This window comes from Sulfitobacter sp. CB2047, assembly GCF_000735125.2.
Lineage (GTDB): Bacteria > Pseudomonadota > Alphaproteobacteria > Rhodobacterales > Rhodobacteraceae > Sulfitobacter > Sulfitobacter pontiacus.
The window spans coordinates 1,504,054-1,525,273 of the sequence record NZ_CP072613.1 but is presented as its reverse complement, the minus strand read 5'-3'; the positions used below and the strand labels follow the sequence as shown (position 1 = coordinate 1,525,273).

The window sequence follows — 21,220 nt, the reverse complement described above, 5'->3', positions numbered from 1 at the left end:
AAACGCAAAACGCCGCGCAGGGGGCTGCGCGGCGTTTCGATGAGCATGAGAGCGTTTTAGCTCAGGCGGCTGACCACGATGGTAACCTCGGGCTTTTTGCCGATCTCATCGTTGGCGGACTGACGCACAGTGCGCTTCAACCCATCGTGAAGCTTGTCGTCGTCGCGCAGGGTCTTGGCGTTTGCACGGCCAAGGAACTGGGCCAGATCGGCTTCCAGCACGTCAACCAGCGACGTCTTGGACCGACCTTGCTCTGGTAGACCCATGGCATCGACCCAAGGATCACCCAAGGCTTCGTCATTCTCGTCCAAGATGACGGTCACGGTGACGTGGCCGTTCAGCGCCATGCGAATACGGTCGCGCACAACGCCGTCCATCGCGCCAATCTGGGTCGAACCGTCAAGATACGTCCGCCCGCTGTCGACATATTCAACGACCTTGGGCTCGTTGCCCGACAGGTCGATCATCATGCCGTTAACGGCCAAGACACCCTTCATCCCCTTGGCGTTGGCGATTTTGGCGTGCTCACGCAGGTGGCGGTGCTCACCATGCATCGGGATCAGGATCTGCGGCTTGACCACATCATGCAGCGTTTCCAGATCGGGACGGTTGGCGTGGCCCGATACGTGATACAGACCCGAGCTGTCGTCGACGATATCAACGCCCATCTCGGAGAATGCGTTGATCACCTTGATCACGCCACGTTCGTTGCCGGGAATGGTTTTGGAGGAGAACAGGAACATGTCCCCTTCCTTCATTTCCAGCCCCATGTATTTGCCGCGTGCTAGCTGTGCCGACGCCGCACGACGCTCCCCTTGCGAACCTGTTACCAGCAGCATCAGGTTCTCGCGCGGGATGCCGCGGGCTTCTTCCGGGCTCACGACCGGGGGGAAGTCCTTCATCACGCCGGTTTCAAGCGAGGCTTCGACCATGCGTTTCATCGCACGTCCCAGCAGCACAACCGACCGCCCTGCCCGTTCGCCCGCATCCGCCAGCGTCTTCACACGCGCGACGTTAGAGGCGAAGGTCGTCGCGACGACCATACCCTGCGCGGTGCCAAGCAGTTTTTCAATCTCTGGCCCGACGGTCGCTTCGGACCGGCCTGCATGTTGCGAGAAGACGTTGGTACTGTCACAGATCAGCGCTTTGACGCCGTCTTTGGACACGTCGGCCCAAAGTTCGGGGTCGTAGGGTTCACCAACGCCGGGTGTCATGTCGATCTTGAAGTCGCCCGAGTGGATCAGCCGATCGCCGGCCACGTCGATCACCAGCGACGACGATTCAGGGATGGAGTGGGACATGGGCAGGAAGCCCACTTTGAACGGCCCTACAGTCGTTTGCTGCGGCCAAGGGGCCACGGTGGTCACCGCATCATCGGGATGGCCGTATTCGTCCATCTTGCGCTTGGCGATATTGGCGGTGAATTTCCGCGTGTAGATCGGCGCGCGCAGGCGGTCATAGGTATGGGCCACGGCACCGATATGGTCTTCGTGGGCGTGGGTGATGAAAATCGCCTCGATCTGGTCGCGGCGTTCTTCAAGCCAGGCGATATCGGGGATGATCAGATCCACGCCGGGGCTTGTGTCCATGTCGGGAAAGGCGACGCCAAGGTCGACAACAATCAGCCGCTCCTTACCGGGTTTCCCGTATCCATAAACATAGGCATTCATGCCAATTTCACCTGCCCCACCGAGGGGCAGATAGATCAATCTTTCGCTGCTCATATGACTAAGCGGTATCCTTGTTATAGTTATAAATCACGGTCAGGCCGTGCATCGTCAAATCATCTTGGTATGCATCAAACAGATCGACTGTCTGTTGAAAGAGCGGGGCCAGCCCGCCTGTGGCAATCACGCGCATTTCGCGGCCGCGCTCAGCCTTTATTCGGGCACATATCTCACGGACGAGGCCAACATAACCCCAAAAAATGCCCGATTGTATGCAAGAGACGGTATTTGTACCAATCACCGCCTGTGGTTTCGAGATGTCTACATGAGGTAAGGCCGCGGCGGCGTTATGCAATGCCTCAAGGCTCAGGTTCACACCGGGGGCAATCACCCCGCCGATATAGGCCCCGTCCGTATCGACCACGTCAAAGGTCGTCGCCGTGCCGAAATCGACAATGATCAGATCACCGCCATAAAGATCATGCCCCGCCACCGTGTTGACCAGACGGTCAGGCCCCACGGCGGTGCCTTCGTCAACGCGGACATCCACGGGCAGCAGGCAATCGGGTTTGCCCACCACAATGGGCCGCGTGTCAAAATAGCGGTCCGCCAGAACGCGCAGGTTGAACACCACCCGCGGCACGGTCGAGCTGATGATGACATCGGTGATATCTGCCTCGACGCCCTGAAACTTCATCAACGTGCTGAGCCAGACGTAATATTGGTCAGAGGTACGCTGCCATTCGGTAGAGGTCCGCCACGTCCCGAGGAACCGCGCCCCGTCCCAGATCGAAAAGACTGTATTGGTGTTTCCGCAGTCAATCGCCAACAGCATGGCACATCCCTCCGCTCGCGCTTAGAAAAATACATCCGCCGCAGTGATGGGCACACGGCCTTTAGGGGTGCGCAGGATCAGGTTGCCTTGCGCGTCCACGTCTTCGAACACACCACGGGTTTCGTCCTTCATGGTGCGCGCGACGATCTCTTCGCCCAAACGCGCGGCATGGGACAACCACGCGGTACGGATGGGGGCAAAACCATAGGTCTGGAACTTCGTTTCCAGCTGCGCATATTCCGCCGCCAGCGCATCCAGAAAAACCTCGGGCGGGACCACCTTGCCGGTCTCTGCCACGACGGAAACGGGGCGCAGGGCCCCTGCCTCGACCTGATCGGCACCGGGCGCATGGGCAAGGTTCACCCCGATCCCGATGGCCAGAAAATCACCGATGCTTTCCAGCAGGATGCCCGCGACCTTACCGCCATTCAGCAGCACGTCGTTGGGCCACTTGAGGGTAAAGGCCCCCTCGTCCCGCGTGGTGGCGACAAAGGCGCGGCGCAGGGCAAGCGAGGCGACAAAGCTGCGCAGCGCCGCGGTCGAGGGGCTTTCGGACCGGCGCATCATGAGCGTCGCGGCAAAATTGCCCCGTGGCGTGGCCCAGGACCGACCGCGCCGACCGCGTGCGGCGGTTTGTTCTTGCGCGAGGATCCATGTGGACCCCGTCAGCTCGCTCGCTTGGCGTGCCGCCTCGCTCAGCGTGGAATCGACGCTATCGAAAACCTGCCGCCCATAGCCATCGGGCCAAGACGCGTTTTGCGCCTTGGCCCCCGTTGCTCCCGCAGTGGAAGCGCCATTGTTCACCGATGTCACCGGCAGATCAGTTGATCAGCGTCGCCGCTGCAGAGATCGCAGCAGTTTCGACGCCAAACATGTTCAGGATACCCACGACCATGATCACGGCAGAGGCAACAACGAACCCCGACAGCAGGCTGCTTTTACCCTCGTCCAGGCGGTCATCGCCTTCGGCACCGAAATACATCAGGAAAACGATACGCAGGTAATAATAGGCACCGATGGCCGAGGCCACAGCGCTTGCAACAACCAGCCAGACCAGCCCCGCATCCACACCCGCCTGCCAGACACCCAGCTTGGCGAAGAAGCCCAGCATCGGCGGCACACCAGCAAGCGAGAACAGCAGCACCAGCATCGCCAGCGCCTTACCCGGCGCGCGTTTGGAATACATGTTCAACGCCGAGATATCGGTGACCGGCTGGCCGTCTTTCTCCATCCCGAGGATGAAGGCGAAGGTGCCGATGTTCATGGTCACGTAGATCGCCAGATAGACCAGCATGGATTTGACACCCAGCTCTGTCCCGGCAGCAAGGCCGATCAGCGCATAGCCCATGTGGGCGATCGAGGAATAGGCCATCAGGCGTTTGATGTTGGTCTGACCAATCGCGGCGACGGCACCAAGGAACATGGACAGGACCGACAGCAGCGCGACGATCTGGCTCCAGTCGGCGACAGCATTGCCGAACGCGTCATGCAGCACGCGGGCAAACAGCGCCATCGCGGCAACTTTGGGGGCTGTGGCGAAGAAAGCTGTAACCGGAGTCGGTGCGCCCTCGTAGACATCGGGCGTCCACATGTGGAACGGCACGGCCGAGACCTTGAAGGCCAGACCGGAGACGACAAAGACGATCCCGAACAACAGGCCAATCGATGTCTGCCCTGCGCTCGCAAGGCTCATGACGCCCGCGAATTGCGTGGTGCCGGCGTAGCCATAGACCAGCGACACACCGTACAGCAGCAAACCAGAGGACAAAGCGCCCAGAACGAAATACTTCAGACCCGCTTCGGTCGATTTCACGCTGTCACGACGCAGAGAGGCGACGACATAAAGCGCCAGCGATTGCAGCTCGAGGCCCATGTAAAGGGTCATAAGGTCGCCTGCGCTGACCATCATCATCATGCCGACAACGCTCAGCGCGATCAGCACCGGATATTCAAACCGCAGCAGCCCGCGCTTTTTCATATAGGCTTCGGACATCGCCAGCACCGCCGCCGCGCTGAGCAGCATGGTGACTTTGGCAAAACGGGCAAAGCTGTCTTCGACGAACAGACCGTTGAAGGCGATGCGCGTGGTGCCACCGCTGGTCATACCGATCCAGATCGCCAGCAGCGTCATCACGATTGCCGTGGCCCAGACGATCACCCCCGCAGCGGCGTCCTTGTTGGTGTAAACCGCCCCAAGCAGTGCCAGGATCGCGAAAAGCGCCAGCAGGATTTCGGGCAGGATGACATTCAGATCAGCGGAAATCATCGCGCGGTCCTTTATTCTGAGGCCGTCTGGACAGCGGCACCTGCCGCCTCCAGGGCCGTATCATAGCTATCAACAAGGGCGGCAACCGATGGCCCGATCATGTCGAGCACCAGCGCCGGGTAGACACCCAACAGCAACGTCATCGCCACCAGCGGGGCAAAGATCCAGCGTTCGCGGCGCGACATGTCCGTGATGGTGCGCAGGCTTTCCTTGATCAGATCGCCCATCACCACGCGGCGATAGAGCCACAGCGCATAGGCCGCCGAGAAGATCACCCCGGAGGTAGCTACCGCCGCGACCCAGGTGTTCACCTGGAACGTGCCCATCAGCGTCAGGAATTCCCCGACAAAGCCCGATGTCCCCGGCAGACCGACGTTGGCCATGGTGAAGAACATGAACACCAGCGCATAGGCAGGCATCCGGTTCACCAGACCGCCATAGGCGTCAATCTCGCGGGTGTGCATCCGGTCATAGATCACGCCCACACACAGGAACAACGCAGCCGAGATGAAGCCGTGGCTGATCATCTGGAAGATCGCGCCATCCAGCCCCTGCTGGTTGAAGGTAAAGATACCCATGGTCACGAAACCCATATGCGCGACCGAGGAATAGGCGATCAGTTTTTTCATGTCTTCCTGCACCAGCGCCACCAGCGAGGTATAGACAATCGCGATCGCCGACATCCACAGCACCAGCGGGGCCATCACATCTGCCCCCACGGGGAACATCGGCACCGAGAAGCGCAAGAAGCCGTAGCCGCCCATTTTCAGCAGGATCGCCGCCAGCACCACGGAACCGGCTGTCGGGGCCTGAACGTGCGCGTCCGGCAACCATGTGTGCACCGGCCACATCGGCATTTTCACCGCGAAGCTGGCAAAAAACGCCAGGAACATCATGGTCTGCAACCCGCCGACCACGGTGATCCCCGCAACCGAGAAGCTGTCGGAGGCAAAGGTATGGGTCAGCAAGCTGACCTCGCATCCGCCAATACAGGTCGTGCCGGCATCCGCGTACATCATCACCATCGCCACCAGCATCAGGACGGACCCGAGGAAGGTGTAGAGGAAGAACTTGAACGAAGCGTAAATGCGGTTCGCCCCGCCCCAGATGCCGATGATCAGGAACATCGGGATCAGACCTGCTTCGAAGAAGAGGTAGAAGAGCACCAGATCCAGCGCCATGAACACGCCCAGCATCAGCGTTTCCAGCAGCAGGAAGGCGATCATATATTCCTTGACCCGCGTCTCTACGTTCCAGCTGGCGGCAATGACCAGTGGCATCATAAAGGTGGTCAGCATCACGAAGAGGATCGAAATCCCGTCAACGCCCAGGCGATATTTCAGGCCCATCAGCCACTGCGCCTCGTCGACGAACTGGAACCCGGTGTTGGACGGGTCGAAGTCGAACAGGATGAACAGCGAGATCAGGAAGGTGACCGTCGTCGTGATCAATGCGAGCCACTTTGCATTGCGCCCCGCTGCGGCGTCATCGCCCCGCAGGAACACAGCCAGAATAAGCGCCGCAAAGCTGGGCATGAAGGTAATGATGGAAAGCAAGTGATGATCCATTAGTGTGCCCCCCCGCTCATCGTCATCCAGGTCACAAGGACCGCGATGCCGATCACCATGGCAAAGGCGTAGGTAAAGATATAGCCGGACTGCGCGCGCCCTGCCAGTCGGGTGAGGAACGGGATGATCCCCATAGCGACACCGTTCAGCGTGCCGTCGATCACATTGCCGTCCCCGCGCTTCCAGAAGAAGCGACCGATGGCCATGGCCGGTTTGACGAAGATCACGTTATAAAGTTCGTCGAAATACCATTTGTTCAGCAAGAACAGATAAAGCGGCCGTTGGTTCGCCGCCAGACGCGACGGCAGGGTCGGGTTCCAGATGTAGAACCACAGGGCCATCACAAGGCCAAAGACCATCGCGATGAACGGGCTGACCTTGACCCATGCCGGTGCGGCGTGGGCGTCGTCCAGAACGTGGTTGTCGGGTGCGATATACAATGCCCCCTCGCCCGGTGCACCGGCGAAGGCGGGACCGTGGTGACCGGCGTCGGCACCGTGGCCGTCCTCGGCGTGATCGCCTGCGTCGGCGTGGCTGTCTTCCGCCCCTTCAACATGGGTTTCACCACCGGCGGCCATCTCGGCCATGGGGATGCCATAGAACTCGCCCACATCCTCGGCGTGGCCAAAGAAGCTGTTGTACCAGATCATACCCGCAAAGATCGCGCCAAGGCTCAGCACGCCAAGCGGCACCAGCATGACCATCGGGCTTTCATGTGCGTGGTCATGGGTATGCTTGTCGCCGCGCGCCTTGCCAAAGAAGGTCAGGAACATCAGCCGCCAGCTGTAGAAGCTTGTCATCGCAGCCGCGATCACCAGCATCCAGAAGCCATACATGGACCCGCCACCCCAAGCGCTTTCGATGATCGCATCCTTGGACAGGAAGCCCGCGAAGCCGAAATGCGTCAACGGAATACCGACACCGGTAATGGCCAGCGTACCGATCATCATCGCCCAGAATGTATAGGGGATTTTCTTACGCAGCGCGCCATAGTTACGCATGTCCTGTTCGTGGTGCATCGCGTGAATCACCGACCCCGCCCCCAAGAACAACATCGCCTTGAAGAACGCGTGGGTGAACAGGTGGAACATCGCGGCAGAATACATGCCAACGCCAGCGGCCACGAACATATACCCAAGCTGCGACATGGTCGAATAGGCGATGACGCGTTTGATGTCGTTCTGCACCAGACCGATGGTCGCGGCGACAAAGGCGGTGGTGGCTCCAAGGAAGGTGACGAATGTCATTGCCTCGGGGGCGACCTCCATCAACGGAGACATGCGGCAGACAAGGAAAACACCGGCCGTCACCATCGTCGCGGCGTGGATCAGCGCCGACACAGGCGTCGGGCCTTCCATCGCGTCGGGCAACCATGTGTGCAGCAAGAGCTGCGCCGATTTACCCATCGCACCGATGAACAGCAGGATCGCGATCAGGTTCGCGGCGTTCCAGTCGGCCCAAAGGAAACCAACGGTTGTTTCCGCCAGCTCGGGGGTTGCGGCGAAGACATCGTCGAACTTGATCGAGTCGGTCAGATAGAACAGGCCAAAGATACCAAGGGAAAAGCCGAAGTCACCGACACGGTTGACCACAAACGCCTTGATCGCCGCCGCATTCGCCGAAGGCTTCTTATAGTAGAAGCCGATCAACAGATAGGATGCGACGCCCACGCCTTCCCAGCCAAAGAACATCTGCACAAGGTTGTCAGATGTCACCAGCATCAGCATCGCGAAGGTGAAGAACGACAGATAGGCGAAGAAACGGGCGCGATAGGGTTCGGCGTCCGAGAAATTCTCGTCATGGGCCATGTAGCCGAAGGAATAGAGGTGGACGAGGCTGGAGACCGTGGTGATCACGATCAGCATGATCGCGGTCAGACGGTCGAGGCGGATCGCCCAATCGGTCGACAGGCTGCCGCTTTCGATCCAGCGCAGGATCGGGATGTGCTGTGTTTCACCGTCAAACGAAAGGAAGACGATCCAGCTGAGCAGCGCCGCGAGGAACAGTAGACCCGTTGCCACATATTGGCCGGTCTTCTCCCCGATCAGCTTCCAGCCGAAACCACAGATCAATGCACCGACAAGTGGTGCGAAAAGAATGATCGTTTCCATGATCTTAGCCCTTCATCACGTTGACATCTTCAACCGCGATCGTACCCCGATTGCGGAAGAAGCAGACCAGAATGGCCAGCCCGATTGCGGCCTCTGCCGCAGCGACGGTCAGGACGAACAGCGTGAACACCTGCCCCACCAAATCACCCAGATAATAGGAGAAGGCGACAAAGTTGATGTTCACCGCCAAGAGCATAAGCTCGATCGACATCAACATGATGATGATGTTCTTGCGGTTCAGGAATAGCCCGAAAATGCCAATGACAAACAGCGTCGCCGCTACTGTCAGGTAATGTTCAATTCCGATCATGTCGTCCCTCGGTTCTTTTGCCCGTTTCAGGCGTTCTTTAGTTCTTGTCGCGAGATGTTTCCATCCCGATCCCGTCGCATCTAGAAAATGCTGTAGCCGCCCACGACCACGATCAAAACCACGACAAGCACCACAATTGTATTACGTGACATGGATCACATCCTTGTTTGGGTAGGCCGCCTAAAGGCCCTGCCCGGGTTTCACATCATTCAGCTTCATCGCCAGCTTCGGATCGCGCATCATCTGATCGACCACGTTCTGGCGTTTCACATCCGCACGGTGGCGCAGCGTCAGCACAATCGCCCCGATCATCGCGACCAGCAGGATCAGACCCGACAGCTGGAACAGCAGGAAGTATTGATCATAAAGGATCAGGCCCAATGCGGCGGTGTTGTGCACCTCGTCGGTGATCACCTGCGTGCGCAGCCCTTCGGCGGCAGAGTTCGCATCCCATGCGCCGAACGCCATCACGAATTGCATCAGGATCACCAGACCGATCAGCAGGGCCAGCGGCATATAGCGCGCCATTTCGGCCTTGAGCTCGGCGAAATCGACATCAAGCATCATGACAACGAACAGGAACAGAACCGCGACCGCGCCGACATAGACAATGATCAGCAGCATCGCGACGAATTCGGCGTTGAGCAGCACGAAAAGCCCCGCCGCGCTGAGGAAGGACAGGATCAACCACAGCACCGAATGCACGGGGTTGCGGCTGATCACAGTGAACAGCCCGCCAGCGATCACGCTGATCGCGAAGAGGTAAAATGCGAAAACGCTCATGCGTCACCTTCCTTGTCATCCAAAACACCCTGCGCGATTTCCATTGCGCGGGTCATGGCGGGGATGCCGGCGAAAACCGCCATCTGCCCGATCGTCTCTATCACTTGCTGCTTGTGGGCCCCTGCCTCTACCGCGTGGATCACGGCCTGACGCAGCGCCACGTCATTCTGGGCACCCTGCATGGTCAGCCCCGAAATCGTCAGCAACATCCGTGTTTTGGCATCCAACCCGTTGGGGTTCATCGTATTGCCAAAAAACGTTTCCATCATGTCTTTGGGCATCTTGCCCATCATCGCCTCGAACCCTTTGGGGGAAAACGCATCCATTGCAGGAAAGGCTTTGGCCATATCCTGCATCTGACGCATCATCTCTTCAAAAGGGTTCTGGCTGTCGGTCATCGGTACGGCGCGTCCAGTTCGAGGTTGCGCGCGATTTCAGCTTCCCAGCGTTCGCCGTTGTCCAGCAGCTTGGCCTTGTCATAGAACAGCTCTTCGCGGGTCTCGGTCGAGAATTCAAAGTTCGGCCCCTCGACGATCGCGTCAACCGGGCAGGCTTCCTGACAGAAACCGCAGTAGATGCATTTGGTCATGTCGATGTCATAGCGCGTGGTGCGGCGGCTGCCGTCATCGCGCGGTTCCGCGTCGATGGTGATCGCCTGCGCCGGGCACACCGCTTCGCAGAGTTTGCACGCGATGCAACGCTCTTCCCCGTTGGGATAGCGGCGCAGGGCGTGCTCCCCACGGAATCGAGGGCTCAGCGGGCCCTTTTCATGCGGGTAGTTGATCGTCGCCTTGGGCTTGAACATATACTTAATGCCCAGCTTCAAGCCTTGATAGAAATCCTGCAGCAGGAAGTATTTCGCGTGACGGGTATAGTCGGTGTTAGCCATATCAGCCCCCTACTGTCCAACGGGCATAGATACCCCAGAACCAATCGAATTTCGCGGCGAAGGATACGAAGACAACCCAGAACAGGCTGAATGGCAGGAACACTTTCCATCCCAGACGCATCAGCTGGTCATAGCGGTACCGCGGGGTGATCGCCTTGACCAACGAGAAGAAGAAGAACACCAGCCCCATTTTGGCGACCATCCAGAAGATGCCGTCTGGCAGGCCCGGGATCGGCGACAGCCAACCGCCAAAGAACATCAGCGAGATCAGCGCGCACATCAGCACCACGGCGACCAGTTCACCGATCATGAACAGCAAGAAGGGCGTGGAGGAATATTCGACCTGATACCCGGCAACCAGTTCCGATTCCGCTTCGGGAAGGTCAAACGGCGGGCGGTTGGTTTCGGCCAGCGCCGAGATAAAGAACAGGATCAGCATCGGGAAGTGCGGTAGCCAGTACCAGTTCAGCAGACCGTAGTCGCCGCTTTGCGACAGCACGATGTCCCCGAAGTTCAACGAGCCAGAGCTGATGACGACGCCGATGATGATCAGACCGATCGACACCTCGTAAGAGATCATCTGCGCGGCAGAGCGCAGCGAGCCCAGAAACGGGTATTTGGAGTTTGACGCCCACCCGCCCATGATCACGCCATAGACTTCAAGCGACGAGATCGCGAAGACATAAAGGATCGCAACGTTGATGTTCGACAGAACCCAACCGTCGTTGAACGGGATCACCGCCCAGGCAACCAGCGCCATAACCAATGTGACCATCGGAGCCATGAAGAACACGGCGCGGTCCGCACCGGCGGGCACGACCACCTCTTTGACGATGTATTTCGCGAAATCCGCAAAGGATTGCAGCAGACCGTAGATGCCTACAACGTTCGGGCCGCGGCGCAGCTGTACCGACGCCCAGATTTTCCGGTCGGCGTACATCAGGAACGCAAGGGCAAGAAGCAGGGGAATCACAACAAGGAAAATCTGGCCAATAATCAGCAGGATCGTCCCCAGCGTGGTGTTGAAAAAGAAGTCAGCCATAGGTCCTCACACCGTCGGTATGCCTTTTTCCATGCAGTTCTGCACGGTCACTTCAGCATCTATTGTCTTCAAGCCCGCAGGCAGGCTCGGCGAGATGGTGTAAACAGCATCTGCGTGCCAGACACCACCCTCGATCTCAACATTTGTACGCACGTGGCGGGCAAAACCAAAGCCCCGGATCAAAGTATAGCGCGCCGCGGCACATTCCGCGTATTCCGCTACATTCTCGGATGACTGTGCTTTGGTCATCGCCACGTCGAACTGGACAAGATCCCCGTCCAGCAGTTTGGTTTCAACACCGCGATACTCGGGAATGAAATCTTCGGCCATGGGCGCTTGCGTCTCGCAGGCACCCAGAACCAAAGGCAACATCATCCCCAAAATCCTCACTCCGCCGCCAGTGGTTTTTCGCGGCGGGCTTTGGCGTTGGCCGAAAGCTCTGCCATCAACTGGCTGGCGCGGGCGATGGGGTTGGACAGGTAGAAATCGGCAATCGCAAAGCGCAACGGGCTGTCGCCCAGATCGCCTGTGGCCACAGGCTGCCATGCGTTTTCAGCAACCTGATCAATATTCCCCAGATGCGGGACATCAGCGACCAGCGCCTTGCGCAATGCTGCAAGCGAATCGAACGGCAGCTTGGCGTCCAGCTCGGCACTCAGCGCGCGCAGAATGGCCCAGTTTTCCTTGGCCTGACCGGGGGCAAAGCTGGCACGCGCGGCAAGCTGCGGACGACCTTCGGTATTGACGAACAAACCGCCCTCTTCCGTATAGGCGGCACCGGGCAGGATGATATCGGCACGGTGCGCGCCGCGATCCCCGTGCGAGCCTTGATAGATCACGAAGGGGCCAGCAGGAATGTCGCCCTCATCGGCGCCAAGGTTATAGATCACATCAGCGGCCAGCACATCGTTGATGCCATTTTCAGCAACGGCACCGACGTCCATCGCACCCACACGGGATGCGGCAGTGTGCAAGACCATGAAGCCGGATTGCGTCGCCTCGGCCAGCGCCATGGCAGCGGCCAGAACCTCTGCCCCGTCTTCGCGCGCCAAGGCCCCCATGCCCACAACGATGACCGAGGATTTCTCGGCGATGTCGGCGTGGTCCTTTTTCAGCAAGTCATTCAGCAGCGACGGGCTGTCGCCCAGATGATCGTAATCGTAGGTCAGATCGACCGCTGGGCCCATCAGCGCCACATCCGCGCCGCGGGTCCATGCCTTGCGGATACGGGCGTTCAGCACCGGTGCTTCCACCGCGGGGTTCGCGCCGATCAGCATCACGGCTTGCGCGTGATCCAGATCTTCGACCGTGGCGGTCCCGACATAGCCCGAGCGGTTGCCCGCAGGCAGCTTCGCGCCATCGGTCCGGCATTCGACAACGCCGCCCTGCCCCTCGATCAGTTGTTTCAACGCATATGTCGCCTCGACCGAGGCAAGGTCACCGATCAGACCGGCGACTTTCTTACCCTTCATCGCAGCAGCGGCAGCGGCCAATGCTTCGGGCCAGTCAGCTTTGCGCAATTTTCCGTTTTCACGAATATAGGGCGTGTCCAGACGCTGGCGGCGCAGTCCGTCCCAGACGAAACGGGTTTTATCGGAAATCCATTCCTCGTTCACGCCATCATGGTTGCGCGGCAAGAAGCGCATGACTTCGCGGCCTTTGGTATCCACACGGATGTTCGACCCAAGCGCATCCATCACGTCGATCGATTCGGTCTTTGACAGCTCCCAGGGCCGCGCGGTGAAAGCATAGGGTTTCGAGACCAGCGCCCCCACGGGGCACAGATCAATGATATTGCCCTGCAGGTTCGAATCGAGCGTCTGCCCCAGATAGGCTGTAATCTCGGCGTCTTCACCACGGCCGGTCTGGCCCATCTGGTGAATGCCCGCGACCTCGGTGGTGAAGCGCACACAACGGGTGCAGGAAATGCAGCGCGTCATATGGGTTTCGACCAATGGACCCAGATCCAGATCTTCGGTCGCGCGTTTGGGCTCGCGGTAGCGGCTGAAGTCGACGCCGTAAGCCATCGCCTGATCCTGAAGGTCACACTCGCCGCCCTGATCGCAGATCGGGCAATCCAGCGGGTGGTTGATCAGCAGGAATTCCATGACCCCCTCGCGGGCCTTTTTTACCATAGGCGAATTGGTTTTGACGACAGGCGGCTGGCCCTCTGGGCCAGGACGCAAGTCACGCACCTGCATGGCGCAAGACGCCGCAGGCTTGGGTGGGCCGCCCACGACCTCCACAAGACACATCCGGCAGTTACCGGCAATCGACAGACGCTCATGGTAACAGAAACGCGGAATTTCCACCCCTGCTTCCTCGCACGCCTGAATGAGCGTCATCGCCCCTTCGACTTCGACTTCCTTGCCGTCAATGATGATCTTGCGGGTATCGCTCATATGCTTATTTCGCTCTCAGTAACGAACCGATCCGGCTCGATTTTTGGATTTCTGCACGCCCTAACGCACAATAGCTTTGCGGGTCCGAAGTATCGACCCCCTTCGCCTTTAAATATGCGGCCCCACGGGCCTTCATGCGCGCCTTTTCAGCATCGCTTTTGCGGTAGGCGTCAATTTCGTCCGACGTATAGCCCAAAGATTTCGCCGTATTGTGCACATTGTTCAAATAGCTGAGCGCGCGGATCATACGGGCCGAGATATCGGGGCATTCTTTGCGAATCCGGTCGGCCAGTCCAAGATCAAGCAGCGCATCATCAACAGCCGGTACATCACGCAGCGGCGGCTTTGCGGCGACAGGGCTGGCCATCAGGGCCACGGTTGTTACGGCGATCAATACGTTACGCATCTTACTCTCCTCATGTAGCGGGGCGGACTGCCCCTTGCTACACATGGGAACTGACCCCGATGTTATTCAATAACATCTCCGGATCAGCCATTTGCCAGCGGTATGTCGCGCAAACGGTCAGGAAGGGCAAGCCCCCTGAAACGTCAAAGCGTCGTCCACAAGGCGCAAATTCTCGGGCGGGGTGTCCGGCCCCACGACCCATTTGATATCCGAACTGCCATAGTTGGTCACACAATAAACCGTCGCTTCATAGCGCGCCGCTTCGCGGGCACCGTTGATCGACTGCGACGCATTGCGCACCCGCAGGGTAAAGACATCGCGTTGCCCGTCGACTTTGCTCAGCTTGGTGCGGAAATATTTACCATCAAAGGCCAGACGGTCTTCGCGGGCGGTACAGCCAGCCAATACCGCGGCCGTTATACAAAATAGAACAATCTGCTTCATCTTCCCTCACTCTGCCGGTGTGGCCGGACCCGTCTTTTTGTGCAGCCCCCTGCCCGATCAACGGGTGAAAGCTATCGTTCTTCAGTCGTGCCTCAGAAGGCTGCGAAAATCGCCAGGACCGCCAAGGCCAGAATACACACCAGCCCCAGCATAAAGAACAGCGACCGCATCGGCTGGTTGGTCGTCCCGATATGCACCACGGCCATCGCGACCCGCACCACCACGAATAGCGCCGCAAAGAGGTTCACCCAGAACACAGGCGCGCCAAGCAGCACTGCCGCAAGCGTCGAGGCCAGAAACGGGCCCGACGCCTCTATCGCGTTCATGAACGCGCGTTCGCGGCGATAGACCACATCGTCGTAGTTCCGCTTAGGCTTGCCGCAATCGCAGCGCCCCTCTGGCGTGCGCCCCATGGTAGAGAGCGCGCCGAGGACACTGATCAGAATGGCCCAAAAAGCCAAAGCAGTCAGCGCGTGGCTATAGGCGGCAAAGCTTTCCATCAAAACTTACTCCGCCGCGACGGCGCTGACGCGGCCGGTGCGTTTGTGCTTGATGCGATCCTCGATCTCGTCGCGGAAGTGACGGATCAGACCCTGAATGGGCCAAGCCGCCGCATCCCCAAGGGCGCAGATCGTGTGGCCTTCGACCTGCTTGGTCACGTCAAGCAGCATGTCGATTTCTTCGGGCTCCGCATCGCCGCGCACCAAACGGTCCATCACGCGCATCATCCAGCCCGTGCCTTCGCGGCATGGCGTACACTGACCACAGGATTCGTGCTTGTAGAATTTCGCCAGACGCCAGATCGCCTTGATCACATCGGTGGAGTTATCCATCACGATGACCGCAGCCGTCCCCAGGCCCGAGCGTTGTTCGCGCAGGTAGTCGAAATCCATGATCGCGTCGCGCATCTGTGCACCGGGAATCATCGGCACGGACGACCCGCCGGGGATCACAGCCTTGAGGTTGTCCCAGCCGCCACGGATACCGCCGCAATGCTTTTCGATCAGCTCTTCAAAGGTGATGCTCATCGCTTCTTCGACGACGCAAGGATTATTCACATGGCCCGAGATCGCAAACAGCTTGGTGCCTGCGTTGTTCGGACGGCCAAAGCTTGAAAACCATTCCGGACCGCGACGCAGGATCGTTGGGACCACCGCGATGGATTCCACGTTGTTCACCGTGGTCGGGCAACCATAAAGACCGGCCCCCGCAGGGAACGGCGGCTTCATCCGCGGCATGCCTTTCTTGCCCTCAAGGCTTTCCAGCAACGCGGTTTCCTCGCCACAGATATAGGCACCTGCCCCGTGGTGCAGATAGATGTCGAAATCATAGCCGGATTTGCAGGCATTCTTGCCCACTAGACCCGCGTCATAGGCCTCGTCGATCGCGGCTTGCAGCGCTTCGCGCTCGCGGATGTATTCGCCGCGGATGTAGATGTAGCAAGCGTTGGCGTTCATCGCGAAGCTTGCGATCAGGCAGCCCTCGATCAGCGTGTGCGGATCGTGGCGCATGATCTCGCGGTCCTTGCAGGTGCCGGGCTCGGATTCATCGGCGTTCACCACCAGATAGCTGGGGCGACCGTCGCTTTCCTTGGGCATGAAGGACCACTTCAGACCGGTGGGGAAGCCCGCACCGCCACGGCCCCGCAGCCCCGAGGCTTTCATCTGGTCGATGATCCAGTCGCGCCCGTTCTTGAGGATGCCCGCCGTGCCATCCCAATGGCCACGCGCCTGCGCGCCTTTCAGCGTGCGGTCGTGCATACCGTAGATATTGGTAAAGATGCGGTCTTGATCCTGAAGCATGAAGCTAACCTTTATGTGTCACGGCTGGCCGCGCGGGCCCGCCTCATCTGATATATATTGACCATCGCCCAGATCAGGGCTGCCAGCGCGGCAAAGTCGAACAGCAGCGCATAGCGTCCGGACAAGCCGAACTGCGGCGCAAGCCATTGCGCCGCGATCCAAAGCAACATGGTGCCGGCAATGACAAGGCCGACCATCCGGCCCTTACGGGCCAGCGCGATTTCTTCCTTATCTGTCATCACACGGCATCCATGTCAGGCTCAGGTCTTTTTACTACGAGTGGAGAATTCGGTCTCTCCACCGGAGGCGAGGGTTTTGGCCTGCGCCATCCAGTCATCACGTTGAATACGGCCTTTGAACCGCACGCGGGCATCAACCCAAGCGATTTCAGCTGCGGTCCATTTGGCGATCTGATCAAAATGATAGATCCCCAGCTCATTCAGCGTTTGTTCAAGTTTCGGCCCTACCCCACTGATAAGCTTGAGGTTATCGGCACCGCCAGCGCGCGGTTTCTCCAGCGTTTCGGGGCTGCTTTCCACAGTACTCGCCGGAATATCCGCGATCCCCGAACGGGTCGAGGTAGCCCCCTTGACGGTGGCCGGTGCCTGCGGTGTTTCAGCCGGCGTTGGTTCCGGGATAGAGGCGACAGGTTCTGCCGCCGCTTCGGGCACGGGCGCAGGAGCCGGAGCCGGAGCCGCCTTGGCCTGTGCAGGCTCGGCTGCGGGGGCTTCGTATTTGTAGCTCCCCTTGCGCGCAGCGAGTTCCTTTTGACCCTTCAGCTTGGCCGTGGGCTTGATCCCCGAGAAAGCGGCGGGTTCGTCTTTGGCTGCCGGCGAGGTGCCCGCTGTCGCCTCTGACGCGGCACCGCCGACATCGGCCTCTGCCTGACCGCCGGTCGTGTCTTCGGGGCGGGTCTCTACCGTTTCGGTGGCAGCGGGTTCCGCCTCCAGCGTCGGCTCAGGCTCTACCGCGGCGTCGCTGGTTGGTGCGGCGCTGGCCGCCTGGGTTGTGGCCGCCGTTGCAGGGGCCGCAGCCGCCGCAGGGGTGCTGGCCGTCTGCATAGGCTCATCCCCAAGCGACCCGCACATGAGTTTGGACAGGACCACAAAGGTCACAAGCCCCAGTATGATTCCAAGGAACAGGGAGGCGATAAAGCCCCAGCCGAAAACCAGCCAAAATAGCAACGCGAGGACAAGGCCGACCCCGGCCCCCCACCGCATGCAACCGCGTTTGCATTGCTCTTTTTGCGTCAAATCAGTCATGTCCGTCCCTTCGTTCGCCATTCAAGATGATCTATTATGTGTTATAGATACCATCTTTTGTGGCGCGCGACGAGAATTCTGTTTCTTCACCAGCAGCAAGTTTTTTCGCCTGCTCGACCCAGTTGTCGCGGGTCACGCGACCCTTGAAACCTTCGAGGTTCTGATCCACCCAGGATACCTCGTTCGGGCCCCAGTCAGCGATCTGGCTAAAGTGGTAAAAGCCCATCTTGTTCACCAGCGCTTCGAGCTTGGGACCGATGCCCTTGATCATCTTGAGGTCATCCGCCGCGCCGCCTTCGGGGGCATCCAGCGTCTTGGGCTTGGTGGCTGCCGCATCCGCATTGGCCTCTGCAGACTTCGCAACCGATGCTTTTTTGGTGCCCGCGGTCGAGGCTTTGGGCGCAGGGGCCGGATCGCCGGGTGCGACGCTGCCTGCTTCGGGTTTGCCCACAGCTTCGGTGCCGTCAGCCTCCCCCGGTGCTTCGGACCGTTGATCCGAGGCATCGCCCACATCACGTGGTGCGTCTTCCTCTGCGGCGGTACGACCGCCTTGGGCACCGTCAGGGCCTTCGGGTGGCATATTGTCATCGCGCGCAACAGGCTGTTCCTTGTCAGAACCGGCGCTGTCTGCACCATCTTTACCCTGCCAGGGTGCCGTCAGCGGCACTTCGGTACCATCGATGCGCTTGAGCGTATCGCCGATGTCCACGGCCAGCTGCGCGCTGGCGTTATATTGTGTCTTGCCACTGTCGTGATCGGTCAGGCTGGTCAGCCCGGACAGCGGTTCAGAGGCATAGCGCCCGTTCTGCGGGCCGGGTACAGGCACCTGCCCCGCCGCCATCTCGTCGATCATGGCGCGGAAGCCGTCGACGGTCAGATCTTCGTAATAGTCCTTGCCGATCTGCGCCATGGGCGCGTTCGAACAGGCCCCCAGACATTCGACTTCTTCCCACGAGAATTTGCCGTCTTCACTGATTTGATGTGCCTTGGGCGCGATGCGTTCCTTGCAGACCTCGATCAGGTCTTCAGCACCGCAGATCATGCAGGATGTCGTGCCGCAAATCTGGAAATGCGCGACCTCGCCCACAGGCTGAAGCTGGAACATAAAGTAGAATGTCGCGACCTCGAGCCCGCGGATATAGGCCATGCCCAGCATTTCAGAGACATGTTCGATCGCAGGGCGGCTTAGCCAGCCTTCCTGTTCCTGCGCACGCCACAGCAAAGGGATGATCGCGCTGGCCTGACGGCCTTCGGGGTATTTCGTGATCTGCGCTTCGGCCCAGGCCTGGTTGGCAGGGGTGAAGGCAAAGCTTGTCGGTTGGTCAGGGTGCAAACGGCGCAGCATCAGATCAGGCTTTCGTTCTTGCGGAAACGGCGGGCGCCTCCGGCGGGAGTTTATTTGGCAAAATGAAGAGGACCCGGCTCAACGGTCGACCTCTCCGAAAACGATGTCCATGGTGCCGATGATCGCCGCGACATCCGCCAGCTGGTGCCCCTTGGCGACATAGTCCATCGCTTGCAGGTGCAGGTAGCCCGGCGCGCGCAGTTTGGCACGGTAGGGTTTGTTCGATCCATCCGCCACAAGGTAGACGCCGAATTCGCCCTTTGGGGCCTCGACCGCGCAATAGACTTCGCCGGCGGGGACGTGGAACCCTTCGGTGTAGAGCTTGAAGTGGTGGATCAGGCTTTCCATGTCGGTTTTCATCGCGGTCCGGCTGGGGGGCGTGATCTTGCCCCGCGCCAATACATCACCCTGCCCTTCGGGCGCGCGCAGCTTTTCGATGGCTTGCTGGATGATGTAGGTGGACTGGCGCATTTCTTCCATCCGGACGAGGTAGCGGTCATAGCAATCGCCGTTCACACCGGTCGGAATCTGGAAGTCGAATTCATCGTAGCATTCATAGGGCTGCGCACGGCGCAAATCCCATGCCAGACCAGAGCCGCGGACCATCACGCCCGAGAAGCCCCAATCCTGGATGTCCTGTTCAGACACGATGCCGATGTCAGCGTTACGCTGTTTGAAGATCCGGTTTTCTGTCAGCAGCTGATCCACGTCGACCATGAAGCCCGACAGGAACTTGTGGGTCCACGCCTCGATATCATCAAGCAGCGCGGGCGGCAGATCCTGGTGGACCCCGCCGGGGCGGAAATAGGCCGCGTGCAGACGGGCACCGCAGGCGCGTTCGTAGAAGATCATCAGATCTTCGCGTTCTTCAAAGCCCCAGAGCGGCGGTGTCAGCGCACCCACGTCCATCGCCTGTGTGGTGACGTTCAGCAGGTGTGACAGGATGCGGCCAATTTCGGAATAGAGCACGCGGATCAGCGAGGCGCGACGGGGCACTTCGACACCGGTCAGCTTTTCGATGGCCAGACACCAGGCGTGTTCCTGGTTCATCGGGGCCACGTAATCCAGCCGGTCGAAATACGGCAGGTTCTGCAGGTAGGTGCGGCTTTCCATCAGCTTTTCGGTGCCACGGTGCAGCAGGCCGATATGCGGATCGCAGCGTTCGACGATCTCGCCGTCGAGTTCAAGAACCAGACGCAGAACCCCGTGCGCCGCAGGGTGTTGCGGGCCGAAGTTGATGTTGAAGTTGCGGATCTTCTGCTCGCCGGTCAGGGCGTCTTCGAAACCTTTGGTGCCGTCCATCATTTACGCTCCAGCTCGGTCAGTTTGACGCCCATCCACCACAGAAGGGCGACGGTGCCCAAAGGCACGAAACAGGCAACAGACCAGTATTTATTGATCCCGAAAAACGGCAACAGCTTGACCATCGGGATGATTGTGAGGGCAGACAGTATGAACCACCACATGCCCCCCATTATTTTGCCTCCGGCTTTTCATCGCCCGGCAGAATATATTCAGCCCCTTCCCAAGGCGACATAAAGTCGAACTGGCGATATTCCTGAACGAGGCTCACGGGTTCATAGACCACGCGCTTTTCCGTCTCATCATAGCGGACTTCGGTATAGCCGGTGGTCGGGAAATCCTTGCGCAGCGGGTAACCGCGGAACCCGTAGTCGGTCAGCAGGCGGCGCAGGTCGGGGTGGCCGGCAAAGATGATGCCGAACATGTCAAAGACCTCGCGTTCGAACCAGTTGGCCGACGGGTGGATATCGACGATCGAGGGGACCATATCCTCTTCGCGCGCGGCGACGCGCAAGCGGATCCGCTGGTTCTGGTACATCGACAGAAAATGATAGACGACATCAAAGCGTTTGGCGCGGCCCGGGTAATCCACCGCGGTGATATCCACCAGCGAGGAGAAACGGCAGGTCGCGTCGCTTTTGATAAATTCTACTAGACCGGGCAGATTGGCCTGGGTGACATCCATGTTCAGCTCGTCAAAGGCGATGTCCCACCCGAGGATACAGTCAGGGCGTTTCGCTTCGATATACGCGCCAAGTTCGTTCAGTTGTTCTGACATATCAGCCC

General features: G+C 59.4%; 23 protein-coding genes. All 23 read right to left on the bottom strand.

Annotated elements, in window-relative coordinates; genetic code table 11:
* Positions 1–56: 56 nt before the first annotated feature.
* Complete coding sequence (locus IV89_RS07545; RefSeq protein ID WP_037944455.1) at positions 57–1,724, bottom strand: ribonuclease J; 1,668 nt, start codon at positions 1,722–1,724, stop codon at positions 57–59.
* Between the two features lie 4 nt (positions 1,725–1,728).
* On the bottom strand, positions 1,729–2,502 hold the full coding sequence (locus IV89_RS07540) for a type III pantothenate kinase (protein WP_009824851.1): 774 nt from the start codon (positions 2,500–2,502) through the stop codon (positions 1,729–1,731).
* Between the two features lie 21 nt (positions 2,503–2,523).
* Positions 2,524–3,306 carry a biotin--[acetyl-CoA-carboxylase] ligase gene (locus IV89_RS07535; protein ID WP_037945050.1) on the bottom strand — a complete coding sequence of 261 codons (783 nt, stop codon included), beginning with the start codon at positions 3,304–3,306 and terminating at the stop codon, positions 2,524–2,526.
* A gap of 16 nt (positions 3,307–3,322) precedes the next feature.
* Entirely contained in the window at positions 3,323–4,768 is a 1,446-nt protein-coding gene (gene nuoN / locus IV89_RS07530) for an NADH-quinone oxidoreductase subunit NuoN (protein ID WP_005853955.1), read from the bottom strand.
* Positions 4,769–4,779: 11 nt separating this feature from the next.
* The gene (locus tag IV89_RS07525; protein ID WP_037944456.1) at positions 4,780–6,336 is read right to left on the bottom strand and encodes an NADH-quinone oxidoreductase subunit M; all 1,557 of its coding nucleotides are present in this window, start codon (positions 6,334–6,336) and stop codon (positions 4,780–4,782) included.
* A complete protein-coding gene (nuoL, locus tag IV89_RS07520; RefSeq protein ID WP_037944457.1) occupies positions 6,336–8,447 on the bottom strand; it encodes an NADH-quinone oxidoreductase subunit L in 2,112 nt (703 codons plus the stop codon). The genes IV89_RS07525 and nuoL overlap by 1 nt, the downstream gene beginning before the upstream one ends.
* Positions 8,448–8,451: 4 nt before the next feature.
* Complete coding sequence (nuoK, locus tag IV89_RS07515) at positions 8,452–8,757, bottom strand: NADH-quinone oxidoreductase subunit NuoK (RefSeq protein WP_005853964.1); 306 nt, start codon at positions 8,755–8,757, stop codon at positions 8,452–8,454.
* A gap of 180 nt (positions 8,758–8,937) precedes the next feature.
* Positions 8,938–9,540, bottom strand: a complete 603-nt coding sequence (locus tag IV89_RS07510) for an NADH-quinone oxidoreductase subunit J (RefSeq protein ID WP_005853967.1) — start codon at positions 9,538–9,540, stop codon at positions 8,938–8,940.
* Positions 9,537–9,938, bottom strand: a complete 402-nt coding sequence (locus tag IV89_RS07505) for a carboxymuconolactone decarboxylase family protein (protein WP_005853969.1) — start codon at positions 9,936–9,938, stop codon at positions 9,537–9,539. The genes IV89_RS07510 and IV89_RS07505 overlap by 4 nt, the downstream gene beginning before the upstream one ends.
* Positions 9,935–10,429 (bottom strand): NADH-quinone oxidoreductase subunit NuoI, encoded by a 495-nt coding sequence (gene nuoI, locus IV89_RS07500; RefSeq protein ID WP_005853971.1) that lies wholly within the window; start codon positions 10,427–10,429, stop codon positions 9,935–9,937. The genes IV89_RS07505 and nuoI overlap by 4 nt, the downstream gene beginning before the upstream one ends.
* A gap of 1 nt (position 10,430) precedes the next feature.
* Positions 10,431–11,471, bottom strand: a complete 1,041-nt coding sequence (gene nuoH / locus IV89_RS07495; protein WP_005853973.1) for an NADH-quinone oxidoreductase subunit NuoH — start codon at positions 11,469–11,471, stop codon at positions 10,431–10,433.
* Between the two features lie 6 nt (positions 11,472–11,477).
* Complete coding sequence (locus IV89_RS07490) at positions 11,478–11,846, bottom strand: hypothetical protein (protein WP_005853975.1); 369 nt, start codon at positions 11,844–11,846, stop codon at positions 11,478–11,480.
* Between the two features lie 11 nt (positions 11,847–11,857).
* A complete protein-coding gene (gene nuoG / locus IV89_RS07485; protein ID WP_037944458.1) occupies positions 11,858–13,873 on the bottom strand; it encodes an NADH-quinone oxidoreductase subunit NuoG in 2,016 nt (671 codons plus the stop codon).
* 4 nt (positions 13,874–13,877) lie between these two features.
* Entirely contained in the window at positions 13,878–14,279 is a 402-nt protein-coding gene (locus tag IV89_RS07480; RefSeq protein WP_005853978.1) for a DUF5333 domain-containing protein, read from the bottom strand.
* 117 nt (positions 14,280–14,396) lie between these two features.
* Entirely contained in the window at positions 14,397–14,723 is a 327-nt protein-coding gene (locus tag IV89_RS07475) for a hypothetical protein (RefSeq protein ID WP_005853981.1), read from the bottom strand.
* A 92-nt stretch (positions 14,724–14,815) separates the two neighbouring features.
* Entirely contained in the window at positions 14,816–15,223 is a 408-nt protein-coding gene (locus IV89_RS07470; RefSeq protein ID WP_037944459.1) for an MAPEG family protein, read from the bottom strand.
* Between the two features lie 6 nt (positions 15,224–15,229).
* The gene (nuoF, locus tag IV89_RS07465) at positions 15,230–16,525 is read right to left on the bottom strand and encodes an NADH-quinone oxidoreductase subunit NuoF (protein ID WP_009824861.1); all 1,296 of its coding nucleotides are present in this window, start codon (positions 16,523–16,525) and stop codon (positions 15,230–15,232) included.
* An 11-nt stretch (positions 16,526–16,536) separates the two neighbouring features.
* Complete coding sequence (locus IV89_RS07460; protein WP_037944461.1) at positions 16,537–16,764, bottom strand: DUF5337 domain-containing protein; 228 nt, start codon at positions 16,762–16,764, stop codon at positions 16,537–16,539.
* 21 nt (positions 16,765–16,785) lie between these two features.
* Entirely contained in the window at positions 16,786–17,787 is a 1,002-nt protein-coding gene (locus IV89_RS07455; RefSeq protein WP_235183790.1) for an endonuclease, read from the bottom strand.
* A gap of 34 nt (positions 17,788–17,821) precedes the next feature.
* Positions 17,822–19,132 carry an NADH-quinone oxidoreductase subunit E gene (locus tag IV89_RS07450; RefSeq protein WP_037944464.1) on the bottom strand — a complete coding sequence of 437 codons (1,311 nt, stop codon included), beginning with the start codon at positions 19,130–19,132 and terminating at the stop codon, positions 17,822–17,824.
* Positions 19,133–19,210: 78 nt separating this feature from the next.
* Positions 19,211–20,434, bottom strand: coding sequence for an NADH-quinone oxidoreductase subunit D (locus tag IV89_RS07445; protein ID WP_005853993.1), 1,224 nt, complete (start codon positions 20,432–20,434; stop codon positions 19,211–19,213).
* The gene (locus IV89_RS07440) at positions 20,434–20,598 is read right to left on the bottom strand and encodes a hypothetical protein (RefSeq protein WP_181358643.1); all 165 of its coding nucleotides are present in this window, start codon (positions 20,596–20,598) and stop codon (positions 20,434–20,436) included. The genes IV89_RS07445 and IV89_RS07440 overlap by 1 nt, the downstream gene beginning before the upstream one ends.
* Before the next feature lie 8 nt (positions 20,599–20,606).
* Positions 20,607–21,212, bottom strand: coding sequence for an NADH-quinone oxidoreductase subunit C (locus IV89_RS07435; protein WP_037944466.1), 606 nt, complete (start codon positions 21,210–21,212; stop codon positions 20,607–20,609).
* Between the last annotated feature and the right edge of the window lie 8 nt (positions 21,213–21,220).